The following is a 12947-nucleotide window of genomic DNA, read 5'->3' as shown; positions in this document are numbered from 1 at the left end:
GAATCAAGAGTAAAAGTCTTTGTATCTGAAGTTGAAATTTTTGAAGTTGTTCTAAAGTTTAAAGTATCTGAATTATCTCTATATCTTAAAGTAATTTCATTTGTTCCCTTAGAATTTACATATCCAACCATGTCAATCTTTGCATTAGTTACATTAATTAACTTAGCTGTACCTTCTCTATCATCTTTATTGCTCTTTACATACTCAATTTCAACTTCTTGACCAGCTTTAATGTCTTCTAATTTAATGTCTTTGTCCTTTAATTTATATTTTGTGTTGCTGTCAATGTCAAAAGAAAATTTTTGATTATTTGTTTCAATTATAATAACATTAACATTATTAAGTTTTGAAGAAAGAATTACAGTTCCCTTTTTCTTTTCAGTCTTACTACTTATTGTATTTTTTGATGCATAATCAAAAGATGCCTTAGTAATTATTGCAGTTTCAGCACGAGTAATAGGTCTATCTCCTTCAAAGTTTCCATCAGAACCAGTGGCTGAGAAAATACCTACGTCAACAAGAGAAGCTAAATACCCCTTTAAAGTATCACTCATCTTGTTTTGATCTTTATGTCTTAAAAGATTAATGTTTCCCTTAGCATCTAGGTTTAAAGCTCTTGCAAAGAAAATTGCAATGTCGCCTCTACTTGGATATTCCCTTTGATTAATTTTGAAAAATCCTCTTTCAGAAGCTTTCTTTAATGCAGATTCATTTAAGTAATTTCTGTGAAGCGCCAAACATATTGCATCTTCTGCCCAAGAATTAACTCCATTTTCTTTAGCTATTTTTGAATATTTTTCACGTGCAGTTTTTAATTCTTCATCACTTGGATTTAACACTTGTTTAATAAGCTGTAAAAGTTCTTCAAGAGAAACTGAATCTCCAGGTTTAAATTCACCATCTGGATGCCCGCTAATAACATTCTTATCACTTAGTATGTCAATTGCGTTGTAAGCCCAAGAATATCTATTATTCTTTTTAACATCTTTAAATTCTTTAGCAAAAGTTGCGCTTGGTGCAAGCATAATAGTTGCAAGTCCAATTGAAGCTACTCTTCTTAAATTTTTAAATTTCATTATAAAACCTCCATTTTTTATATAGCGTGTTTTCTTTATTATAACATATATTAACCTGTTAAATTTTATAAATATTAAAATTTCATAATTAGAATTGAAAAATTATAAATAATGTAATATTTTGCTTAATTTAGTTTAATATTTGGTATAATTAAGCTAAGTGTTACATATATATTGTAAATAATTTTATATTGTAAATAATTTTTTTATAAAGGAGTGATATTATGCGTTTTCTTCCAGTAAGTATTGATACTTTTGAAAAAAAGATTTTAATTTTAGGTGGAGGCTACCTTGCACTATCTGCCCTTAAATCTGTATTAGATACTGAAGCAGAAATTTATATGATTGCAGATAGTTTTACCACAGATATAATTAAAAAATCTGATGAATCTAATGGAAAAATTAAATTAAAAGAACATACTTTAGAAAAAGATTTTAAATTCATGGGATTCGACTATGTTCTTATTGCAACAGAAGATTTTGAGCTAAATGAAGCATTGGAGAAAAGAGCAAATTCAAGAAATATGATCTATCAAAGATTTGACATCTTTTCAAAATCATTGATGTCCATAAATAAATCTATTGAGCGCGGACCTCTTACTTTTTCCCTTAATAGTTCAAGGCTAAACCCAACTATTACAGACATTATCTTTGAAGATTTAAAAAAATTTTCCGAAAAATATAATTTGGAAAAATTAAATATTTTAAGCGAAATTAGGTCTGAACTTGTTCGCAAAAATTCACAAAATATAGACGAAATTATTAGAAAACTTTACGAAAGTGAAACTATAAATCTTTCTACTTTCTTAGAAGAAATGCCCCAGTACAAAATTGAAGATTTAGAATCTTCTGAAGATTTAATTAATCACATTGTAACTGGAGAAGAACTTAAAGTTGAAAAAGAAAGTACTCTAGAAGATGATCAAATTATCAAAAAAAATTTAGATGATGCAAAAAACTTATCAAGAGACAAAGATCTTAGTAATAGTGATTTGAATTTAGAAAGTTTTCATGATTTAGATAAATTTAAGAAATGAGGTGATTAAATGATTGGTTATGTAGGAAGTATGCCTGGAAAAGTTTTTAGCGAAAGAGAATTTACTCTAGTGAAGAAAATTTTAGCTTCTGGCGAAACTATTGACAAGCATAATCACCCCGGGTTTACTGTTCTTGTAACTATTGTTAAAGGTGAAATTAAAGTTGTTTTAAATGACGATGAAGATAGAGAATTTAAACCAGGTAAGGTTTTAAAATTCGATGGTGAAAATTATATCTCCATTGAAGCAATGCAGCCAAGTGAGTTTTTTGTAACTCTAATAAAAAAGGATAATTAATTTGAAAGTAAAAATTACAAAAGATGCTTTTGAATTTTTAAAGGATAAAAAAGCAAAAGAAATAACCATTGATTATATTACGTCAAAACAATGCTGTGGTAGCGGTCTTCCTTCTTCTGACACATATATTGGAGTTCCTAGAAGAAGTGATAGAGATTATATTGTTTTTATAAATAATGACATAAAAATAAATATTGACAAGTCTCTAAAGTTTAAAGATGATTTATGTATAATTGATTTAGTAAAACTTTTATTCACAAAATCTCTTGTCTCAAATTTTTTAGACTACGACAAATTAATTTAATTTTTTTTATCTGTTGATGAAATTTGCCAGATTTTTGCAAAAAAAGATCTCATTTTGAATTCATCTCTTCAAGTTAATTTTTAAGCTTAACTTATAGAGATCTAATTCATTAATGAGATCTTTTTATTTATAAATTACATTTGTCTAAGTTTCTTTAAAATAATTTTTTGTTCAACACTTGCAACAAGTCTTCTTGTATATTCAACTGTGTCAGGATTTACTGACATAGAAGTGATACCACATTCAACTAAAAATTCTGCAAGTTCTGGGTATTGACTAGGTCCTTGTCCGCAAATTGAGCAAGTAATTCCCTTTTTGTTTGCTGCATCGATAATTGTCTTTAATGCAATTTTGACTGCATCATTTCTTTCATCAAAGTAACCCATATTGTTAAGGATTCCAGAGTCTCTGTCTGCACCCATTACAAGTTGAGTTAAGTCATTTGAACCAATGGAAAATCCGTCAACTAATTCTGCAAATTCTTCTGCTTGAAGAACTACTGCTGGCACTTCTGCCATAATCCAAATCTTAAAGTTTTTAGATTGTACAAGTCCCTCTTCTGCCATTATTCCCTTAACAACTTTAAGTTCTTCAGGAGTTCTAACAAAAGGAAGCATTACAATTACATTTGTAAGTCCATATTCTTCTCTAACTTTTTTAATTGCTTGACACTCTAACCTAAATCCCTTTTCATATTCAGGAGAAATATATCTTGAAACACCTCTCCATCCAATCATTGGATTGGCTTCAATTGGCTCAACTTCATCTCCACCTTTAAGACCTCTAAACTCATTAGTCCTAAAATCACTAGTTCTTACAACTAAATTCTTTGGATAAATTGCCTGTGCTACTTTAGAAATTCCCTCAGCTAATTTATTTATCATGAGGTCGCCTTGACCAGTCTTCACTAAATACATTGGATGAGCGCCAATCATATTTGTAAAAATAAATTCTGTTCTCATTAATCCAATGCCGTCCATTGGCAAATTTTTATATTTTTCAATTAATTCTGGTTCACCAAGGTTCATGTAAATCTTAGTTGCAGTAGTTGGTGCGAAAAGATTTCTAAGTTCATCTAAGTTTGCAATGCTAGATACACCCGCTGTATCTTCAGATTTCTTTTCTTCCTTTTCTTTTAGAACTTCGCCTTCATATACAATTCCTCTTACTGCGTCAACTGTTACAATATCCCCAGTCTTTAAAGTTTTAGTTGCAGTTTTTGCTCCTACTATACATGGAATTTGTAATTCCCTAGAAACTATGGCTGCGTGGCAAGTTCTTCCGCCTTCGTCAGTTACAACGCCAGCACATTTTCTCATAGCAGGAACCATGTCAGGATTTGTCATTGCCGTTACAAGAACATCTCCCTCTTCGACAAGATTGATCTCAGAAATGTCTTTAATTAGTTTTACTTTACCTCTACCAATTCCTGGAGAAGCAGGAAGCCCCTTGACAAGTGTGATTAGTTTTTCTTCCCTTTTTTCTTCTTTGTCGCCGAGAGTTGTGATAGGTCTTGATTGTAAGAAATAAAATTCCTTTGTATCTCTATCAAAGCCCCATTCAGTATCTTGAACTGAACCGTAAAGTTTTTCTACCTTTAGTCCTCTTTCGATTAAAGTATCTAATTCCTTTGGAGAAAGTGCTTCTGCTTTAATTGCATCAACGCCTAAAACATCTTTAACATTTACAACCCTAGTTCCAACTCCATTTTCATTTTTGATAACCATGTATTCTTTTTCAGAAATATTCTTTTCTATAATTTTTTTAGTTTTCTTGTCAATAATATATTCGTCAGGAGTTACAATTCCAGATACAACAGCTTCGCCAAGTCCATAGCTTGCGTTGATCATCATTTCATCAGAACTATTATTAATAGGATTTGCCGTAAACATTACACCAGATTTTTCAGAGTTAACCATTTTTTGAATAACTACTGAAAGAGCAACGTCAAAATGATCGTAATTTTGTTTTTCTCTATAATAAATCGCTCTTGAAGTCCATAGTGATGCGAAACAATCTCTTATGTGTTTTAAAAGTTCTTCCTCGCCACTAATGTGTAAATAAGTATCTTGTTGTCCTGCAAAGGATGCATCTGGCAAGTCTTCAGCTGTTGCTGAAGATCTAACAGCTACTTCAGGATCTTTAACTCCAATGCTTTCAGAAAATTCTCTGTACGCACTTAAAATTTCTTCTTTAAGTTCTGGGTCAAATTCCTTTTCCTTAATTTTCTTTTGAATTTCCTTTGAAGCATTAGTAAGTTCATCAACATTTTCAACATCAACAGCTTCCATTAGAAACTTTACAACTTCATCAAGTTCTGCATATTTAATAAACTTAGTGTATCCAGTTGCAGTAACACAAAATCCTGGAGGAACAGGTAATCCAAAATTAGTTAGTTCACCTAAATTTGCACCCTTTCCGCCGACAATTCCTACATCATTTTTTCCAATTTCATTAAACCATTTTATATAATTATACTTAGACATATTTCCTCCTTATTCGCTAAAAATATTATAACACATTAATTATATATGTCACGCTATTTTTTTAAAGATTTTCTAAGTTCATCTATGGACATTGTAGATACGTGTTCTCTATCTATTTTTAATTCATCTATAAGCGCATAAATTTCATTAATGCTAGGCGCTTCTATTTCAACATATGGCTTAGGATATGTGTTTTCATCCCAAGTGTCTATGTCAATTACAAGATTTTTATAATTATATTTTTTTCTATTTTTATAGCCCTTGTGAAATTTATCATAGCCAAGACATTTTAAAATATTTATTAAATCATCCACACTATTTATTTCAGTAGTATGTTCTATATTATCTCTAACCTTTATGTCTGAAATATTTTCTTTAAATGTGAAATATTTTTTTTCTTCATCACCTGATTTTGCAATTCTAATTCTAAGATAACCCTGCTTTTTATAAATTTTGTGTGCAGTGGAATTAATTGTTATATTTATTTGGTCTTCTTCTTTAACAAAATTTGCGCCTAAAGCTTGGATATTTTTTTCAAAATCTAGTATGTCAATGTCAAGAAGTTTAACTTCAATTTCTCTTTCCATTAGTCCTCCTCAATTATTTTAAGTTTAAAATCTAAAAAGTCACTTGCAACAAATTTATAATCCACACCAAGTAAATCTCCTTCATAGGAATATTTGTGTCCCTTTCCATGTAAATGTCCATAAAGACATTTCTCTACATTATAATCTGATAAAGTTTGTGAAAATTCATTAGGTCCTAAATTTTGATTAAAGGGCGGATAGTGAATCATTGCAATTATTTTTTTGTTTACGCAAGAATCCAAGGAATTTTTAAGTCGCTGGACTTCTCTTAAATATATTTTCTCATCGTCTTTTGAAAATTCAAAGGAATCACGAGAAGCCCAACCCCTCGTGCCACATATAGAGTAATCTTTGTACTCAAAGGAATTGTTATGCAAAAAGTGAATGGTATTTAAACCTAAATTATTCATCTTATTTAGCGAAGACCACCAATAATCGTGATTGCCCTTAGAAATAATCTTTGTTCCAGGTAATTCGTCAATTCTTTTTAAATCGTAAGCTGCCATATCTAGCTTCAAAGCCCAAGAAATATCTCCAGGCAAAAGAACTAAGTCATCATCATGCACAACTTCTTTCCAATTTTCTATTATTTTTTCTTCGTGATTTTCCCAATTATCTCCAAAAATATCCATAGGCTTTTCTTCTGTATAATCGAAGTGAAGATCTCCTATTGCGAATATCATATACACCTCAAAGTTTAATAAATTTATATGCTAAATTGTATTTATCTAAAATTTCTCTTTCCCGACTTGAACTTGAAAAAATTAAAACTTGCTCCTCATCTTTTAATACATCGAGAGTATTTTTTAGTCTATCATCATCATAACTATCGAAATGGCTATCAAGTACAATGGGAATTTTTTTGTCTGTAATTATTTTCGAAATAGAAAGTCTAAAGGCGAGATAAATTTGATCAATAGTACCAAGGCTTAGATTATGTAAGTCAACATAATTGCCAACAAATTTATCATATACCTTTATTTCAAATCTGTCATCAATTAAAATTTCACTGTACTTGAAGTTTGTCATTTTCTCCAAATATTTTGAAATATTATTTTTTAAAATAGGCAGAGTGTTCCTTCTTTTTAATTTTATAAATTCTTCAAACTTTTCTATGGATAGCTCAATTAAACTTCTCTTATACTCTAATTCTTTTAGCTTATCCTTTAACTCAAAGGATTTTTCTTCCAAAGTTCTAAGTTTTTCCATAGATTCTTCTTGAGCATTTAAGCTTCCCTCCAAGTTTGAGATTTCCATAGTTGTTTCTTTAATGTTTTTTGAAATAAGTTCTAGGGAATCCTGCGAGTAAATTTCACCCCTTAAATTTTCTTTTTCCAGTTCTTCAATTCTGTATTTGTACTCACTTATTCCCTTGTCATTAGAACCCTTGTAATCATAAAATAAATTTTTTAGTTCTTTTATATTTTTTACAGAATATTTTTCAAAAATTTTACTAAGTTCTTCTTCATAATTTGTAATTTTTTCCTTAGTCTTTTCTATTTCAAGATGTTTTTTTTCTTTCCAACTTTCATTGTACTCGTTTTTAGAAATATTTTTTAAATTTAATTCCTTTTTCTTTTCTAAAATTTCTGATAATGCCTTTACATCTCTTGCGTCGTATTTTTCAAGAAGCTCTGCAAAATCCTTATCAAAATTTCTTTTCTTTATGGTTTTATCCATTGATTTTTTCTTAAAATCTATGAGTTTACTTCTAAGTCTATTTAGTAAATCCTTGTTTTCTCTAAATCTTACAATTCTAAAATAAGAATATGTAAAAAATAAAAGAGAAAAAATTATTAAAAAATATTTTTTAAAATAAATTGAAAGAAAAACTATTCCTACACCGACAATTGCCGAAAATAATACTTTTAAAAAGTATTTTAATACGTTTTTTTCAATATTTTTTATGTCCCCAGAAATTATTTCAATCTCTTTAGAAAAATTATTTTCATTTAAAATTGAAATTTCCTCTTTAATATCTTTAAATCTCTTGTAATCCTCTTCCACATCGTCGTCAATTTCATAACTATTTCCTTCTTGTGAAATTAAATCGTCAAGTTTACTTAAATAAATCCCCGTAGTTCTATTTATTTCAATTGCCTTTTCCAAGTCTGAAAAAACAAAATTTTCATCTTCTTTTGATTTTTCTTCTTCAATTTCTTTTAACTTCTTTTTTAAAATTTCAAGTTCAAAAAGTTTTCTACCTCTTAAATTATCCTCCAAAGTTCGTAATTTTTCCCTGGAAGCTTTATAATCGTCAGCAGTTTTCTCATAACTTTCTCTAACTTTTGCATAATTTAATTTTTCAGAAGTAATTTTCTCAAGTTCAGCATAAATTCTTCCAATTTCTGAAGTTTTGCGCCTCTTAGATCCTAAATCATAAAGATCATCTTTCATCTTGTCTAAAACCTTTGTCAAATCTATATTCTCATCTTGAGAAACAGAAAAATTATCAATTTTACTCTTTAATTCCTCTGCTGCATCATCTTCCACTTGTGATAGCCTTTGAGAAATAAAAAAGCTAGATCTATAAATTTTCCTGCTTATTTCAAAAAACAAGGCTCCCGGCTGTGGAATTCTTGAATACAAATAATTCCTCTCATCCTTGGATAAATCTTCACCGTGATTTGTATTTACAATTGAAATTTCATCGCTGTTAAAATCTCTACTTATTCTAAAATTTTCTTTACCTTCACTTAAAACAACATAACCTCTATAAAAATTTGAATTCCAAGGTCTAGATTTTTCAAAAATATCGTCACGAACTTTTCTAGCAAGGGAATCTCGGCTAAATCCGTAAAAAATTCCATCTATAAAATTTACAATTGTGGACTTGCCGCCTTCATTTTTGCCAGAAATTAAATTTATTCCCTCATCAAGCTCTATTATTTTATTTTCAAATTTTCCAAAATTTAAAATTCCCAATTCTTTAAATACCATAATATTGCTCCAAAATGTAATCCTTTGAAATTTCTCGTGCATCTCTTTCAATATCGCTATTAGAAAAAGTGTCCAGCAGTTCTAAAATATATTTATCTTTAATTTCATAATCAAGTTCTTTTTCTTCTGTCATTTCATTAATTATTTCAAAATAAAATGCCGATAAATTTTCTCGAAGAAAACTTTCGATTTCCATTCTGTTATGACTTGAACCCTTTAAAATAATTCTATAAAGATCCTCTGCAGAAATTTTATCTTGAACATTTTTTAAAATTTCAGAAAAATTCATGTCCTTATTTATTTTTATTTCTAAATTTACAAACTTTCTCTTTGAAAAGTTTTTAAATTCTATAATTTTTTTCTCATCATCTAAAAAAATTATTCCCTTCTCGCCATCATCTTTAAAGGAAAGTGGAATTAGCGAACCAGAATAATAGGCATTGCTAAAGATACTTCCTCTTTTGTGAATATGACCAAGTGCAACATAATTAAAATCTCTTAAAAATTTTTCATCAAGAGGCATATACCTATCATCCCTTAAATCAGAGTGAAAAAGTCCAATATTTATAAAATTTTTATCAAGTTTAACGCTGCTAAAATCTTTTTTAAAATTGTAATTGTCGTAGGAGATGCCATATATTCTCGTGTTTAAATCTTTTAATTCATAAAAATCAAGCTCGCTATTAAATATATATAAATTTTCTGGCAAATCCACTTTTAAAAATAAATTGTCGCTGGAAAGATAATCGTGATTTCCAAAAACAACAAAGACCTTTGCTTTAATGCCTTCGATTATATTTAAAAATCTTCTTAAATCTCTTAGATAAAAAAATTCTCTTTCAAATAAATCCCCAGCAATTAAAAAAATATCTGCATTAACTTCATTTGAGAAGTTTGCTACATCTCTAAAGGCACGCCAAGTATCCTCTAAAAGTATATTTGAAATCTCAAGAGGAAGTTTTCCCTTATAAAATTTTTTTAAATGTAAATCTGCTGCATGAATTATTTTCATTTCATCACCAAAATAATTATATCACAGTTTATAATCAAAAAAGAGCTTCTGGAGGAAGCTCATCATCGTCAAATTATTAGTTTTTGTAAGGTTTTAAATTCATCCGTACCTGCAATGCCTGCTAAGTCGAATAATACTGTTTCTGTATTTGTAACCACTGCTCCCATTTCACGGAGAAGCTCTATTCCATTCTTAGAGTTTTTCTCTGTCCTTGAACCAAGTGCATCCTCAACAACAAAAACTTCAAAACCTGCTTCTAAAAGTGCTCTAACTGTTTGGAAAATGCAAATATGTGTTTCCATGCCACAAATAATAATTTGTTTCTTTCCAAGTCTTTCAATTTCTCTTTTAATATTTTCATCGTCGTAAGAATTAAAATTTAGCTTTCCAAATTCTTCTTTGTCCTCTAGTGGAGCTTTTACATCTTCATTAGTGTATCCAAGTCCCTTTGGATATTGAACTGTGTAAATTGCCTCTGCTCCAATAATACTTGCAACTTTTGCCAAAATTGCAGAATTTTTTACAATTTCTTCTTTGTTATAAATTGCCTTTAATAATTTATCTTGAATGTCAATAAAGGCAAAAAGAACATTCTCTCTTTTTAAGTGAAAATTCTTCATTTATCCTCCTAAATTTCTTCAACTTCAACACTATTCATTATTTTTTTAATAGCACTCATTTCTATTTTATCTTTTTCAACAAAATTTTCCCACACTCCACAGGATATTGCAAGTTTTATTGAAGTGATAAAATCGTAATCTCTATCAATCGCCATGGAAAGACCTGCAAGGGATAAGGAGCTGTCTAGTTTCTCTGTAATTTCATTTCTCTCTAGTTTTTGTTTATTTACATAAGCTCTATAATTTTTATCTTCAGTTGAAATAATCGTGGCTCTCTTACTATTTACAAAGACAATTTTTGTTCCAGATTTTATAAACTTTTTATTAAATTCAATTACTTCACCTGTATAATTTATTTTTCTTTCCCTTTCAATGTCATCTTTATCAAACATTAAAATATATGGGTTTGTCTTTTCTATTGCATCAAGATTTTTTGGATTTACAGCAACTTTTGTGTTGTTTTTATAACAAATTTTAATAAGTTTTTCGTAAATTTCATCGTCAAGCCCAAATAAGTTAATTTTTGGAATTACTGCAATTTTTTTATTATACAATGCTCTTTCAAAGGAATTTAAAATATCATTTCTATCTTCCATAGTAATTCTTGGGTCTTTAGTCCTGTATCTTTTTTCAAAATTTTTGCCCTTTATTATAACTTCTTCCACATTTTCGTCTTTTAGCGCAGTATAATTTATGTCGATTCCAAGTCTACTTAGAGTAAGAGCAATTTCTCTTCCCCTTCCACTTCCCTTTAGCATAAAAACTTCCGAGTCCACGCCAATTTTTTTCGCAAATAGAGACATATATATTCCTTTGCCACTTGGATAAATTTTAGAACTTTCAATAATATTTTCCATCTCGCTATTTAATATATATTCTCTAACAATTTTTGGATTAAAATCACAAAATAGTATCATACAATCACCTACTTGCCTCAATTTTTTCCATTATTTCTTCTTTCATTGCATTTATTATTTTTTTTGCTTCCTCTTTATTTTCAGAAACTGCATAAGCGTAAATTTTTAGTTTTGGTTCTGTTCCCGAAGGTCTAAGCGCAAACCAAGTTTCATCGTCAAAGTAAAATTTTAATAGATCTTGTGGATTTTCTTTATCCTTTATAAAATCAACTTTTTTCTTTAGTTCGCCGATTTTTTCAAAGTCCTCAATTTTTCTAAAGTCATCCATGATTTTTTTCATGATTACTTTTCCATCTTTTCCTTCAAAATAAATTGAGTCTAAGTATTCTTCAAAATATCCATATTTTTTATAAATTTCTTCAAGATAATCTTTTATTTTTAAATTTCTCTTCTTTAAATAGCCTGCCATCTCTGCCACAATCATTGACGTGCCAATGGCATCCTTGTCCCTAATGTGATCTCCAATTACATAACCTATGGACTCTTCGTAGCCAAAAATGAAATTATTTTCGTGATTTTCTTCCCAAATATTTGGAAGATTACAAATATTTTTAAAACCAGTTAAAGTTTCAAAGACTTCAACTCCAAAGTTTTTTGCAATTTTTTTAATTAAATCACTAGTTACAACTGTCTTTACTATTGCTCCCCTTTCAATATTTTTATCCTTAATTCTTTCCAAAATAAAATTGCCAAGGATAAAGCCCATTTGATTTCCCGTGATTCTAAAAATTTCTCCATCCATTTCTACAACAGCAACTCTGTCTGAATCTGGATCTGTTGCAATAATTATATCAGCATTTTCTTTTTTCGCAAGCTCAATTGCCCTATCAAAAGCTCTTATATCTTCAGGGTTTGGATTTGTGACATTTGTAAAATCTCCATCTGGATTTTCTTGTTCTGGAACAACAATTACCCTTTTAAAACCGCGAAGGTCTAAAATTTTCCTCACAAATTTATTGCCACATCCACTTAATGGTGTGTAAATAATCTTTATATCCTTGTCAACATCGTCAGTCAATGTGTGTTTTAGCGTATTTCTGTAAAAAGATTTTGTAACTTTTTCACCAATAAATTTAATATTTTCGTATTCGCCTAATTTTTTTAGCCCAGTAAAATTAAAATTTAAGATGTCAACATTTTGTGACTCTTCTTCCATTTTATCTGCAATGTCCGATAAAATTTGAGAACCCTTCTCCCAATAAAGTTTAAATCCATTGTAATTTTTTGGATTGTGAGATGCAGTAATCATTATTCCAGAAATTGTTTTTAAATATCTTATTGAATAAGCAAGAAGTGGTGTTGGAGTAATTCCTGGAAATAAATAAACAGTGATCCCCTTTTCTGCCAATATTTTTGCAGTCAAAATAGAAAATTCGTAGGAAAAATGCCTTATGTCGCGTCCAATTACTACCCCTCTTTTTTTTGCGTCTTCACCAAGATTTTCGATTAAATTTGAAAGTGCAACCGCAGTTTTTCCAACAGTCAAATAATTCATTCTATTTGTACCTGCACCTAAAATTCCACGAATACCTGCAGTTCCAAATTCTAAATTTTTGTAAAATCTATCTTCAATTTCTTCTTCATTATCTTTTATAGCGATAAGTTCATTTTTTAAATTTGCATCTACATTTTCACTTGCAAGCCATTTTTCATAAATATCTCTGTACATAC

12 protein-coding genes are annotated in these 12947 nt (G+C 29.3%); 3 read left to right on the top strand and 9 right to left on the bottom strand.

Annotated features, from left to right (window positions below):
• Positions 1 to 1076 (bottom strand): S-layer homology domain-containing protein (locus MR285_RS05165; protein ID WP_293558715.1); only part of this gene is annotated, 1076 nt, incomplete at its 3' end.
• Between the two features lie 224 nt (positions 1077 to 1300).
• Here MR285_RS05165 and MR285_RS05160 point away from each other — a divergent pair.
• The 3 genes from MR285_RS05160 to MR285_RS05150 are packed head-to-tail and all read left to right on the top strand — an operon-like array spanning position 1301 to position 2714.
• Positions 1301 to 2113 carry an NAD(P)-dependent oxidoreductase gene (locus MR285_RS05160; RefSeq protein ID WP_293558713.1) on the top strand — a complete coding sequence of 271 codons (813 nt, stop codon included), beginning with the start codon at positions 1301 to 1303 and terminating at the stop codon, positions 2111 to 2113.
• 9 nt (positions 2114 to 2122) lie between these two features.
• Positions 2123 to 2410 (top strand): DUF1637 domain-containing protein, encoded by a 288-nt coding sequence (locus MR285_RS05155; RefSeq protein WP_293558711.1) that lies wholly within the window; start codon positions 2123 to 2125, stop codon positions 2408 to 2410.
• Between the two features lies 1 nt (position 2411).
• Complete coding sequence (locus MR285_RS05150) at positions 2412 to 2714, top strand: CC/Se motif family (seleno)protein (protein ID WP_293558709.1); 303 nt, start codon at positions 2412 to 2414, stop codon at positions 2712 to 2714.
• Positions 2715 to 2848: 134 nt separating this feature from the next.
• Here MR285_RS05150 and ppsA read toward each other — a convergent pair whose 3' ends face one another.
• The 8 genes from ppsA to MR285_RS05110 form a co-directional block, all read right to left on the bottom strand.
• Complete coding sequence (ppsA, locus tag MR285_RS05145) at positions 2849 to 5200, bottom strand: phosphoenolpyruvate synthase (RefSeq protein WP_293558707.1); 2352 nt, start codon at positions 5198 to 5200, stop codon at positions 2849 to 2851.
• A gap of 53 nt (positions 5201 to 5253) precedes the next feature.
• The gene (locus MR285_RS05140) at positions 5254 to 5787 is read right to left on the bottom strand and encodes a class IV adenylate cyclase (protein WP_293558705.1); all 534 of its coding nucleotides are present in this window, start codon (positions 5785 to 5787) and stop codon (positions 5254 to 5256) included.
• On the bottom strand, positions 5787 to 6470 hold the full coding sequence (locus tag MR285_RS05135) for a metallophosphoesterase (RefSeq protein WP_293558703.1): 684 nt from the start codon (positions 6468 to 6470) through the stop codon (positions 5787 to 5789). Before MR285_RS05135 ends, MR285_RS05140 begins: the two co-directional genes overlap by 1 nt.
• 7 nt (positions 6471 to 6477) lie before the next feature.
• Positions 6478 to 8727 (bottom strand): AAA family ATPase, encoded by a 2250-nt coding sequence (locus MR285_RS05130; RefSeq protein WP_293558701.1) that lies wholly within the window; start codon positions 8725 to 8727, stop codon positions 6478 to 6480.
• The gene (locus MR285_RS05125) at positions 8717 to 9739 is read right to left on the bottom strand and encodes a DNA repair exonuclease (RefSeq protein ID WP_293558699.1); all 1023 of its coding nucleotides are present in this window, start codon (positions 9737 to 9739) and stop codon (positions 8717 to 8719) included. Before MR285_RS05125 ends, MR285_RS05130 begins: the two co-directional genes overlap by 11 nt.
• A gap of 68 nt (positions 9740 to 9807) precedes the next feature.
• Positions 9808 to 10359 carry an isochorismatase family protein gene (locus MR285_RS05120; protein WP_293558697.1) on the bottom strand — a complete coding sequence of 184 codons (552 nt, stop codon included), beginning with the start codon at positions 10357 to 10359 and terminating at the stop codon, positions 9808 to 9810.
• A gap of 8 nt (positions 10360 to 10367) precedes the next feature.
• Positions 10368 to 11276 carry a tagatose-6-phosphate kinase gene (locus MR285_RS05115; protein WP_293558695.1) on the bottom strand — a complete coding sequence of 303 codons (909 nt, stop codon included), beginning with the start codon at positions 11274 to 11276 and terminating at the stop codon, positions 10368 to 10370.
• A 4-nt stretch (positions 11277 to 11280) separates the two neighbouring features.
• Complete coding sequence (locus tag MR285_RS05110; protein WP_293558693.1) at positions 11281 to 12945, bottom strand: phospho-sugar mutase; 1665 nt, start codon at positions 12943 to 12945, stop codon at positions 11281 to 11283.
• Positions 12946 to 12947 lie beyond the last annotated feature (2 nt).

It is taken from the genome of Peptoniphilus sp. (assembly GCF_022767005.1).
In the GTDB taxonomy this organism is placed as follows: Bacteria; Bacillota; Clostridia; order Tissierellales; family Peptoniphilaceae; genus Peptoniphilus_A.
The sequence above is the reverse complement of the archived record's forward strand: the minus strand, read 5'-3'. Positions and strand labels throughout refer to the sequence as shown.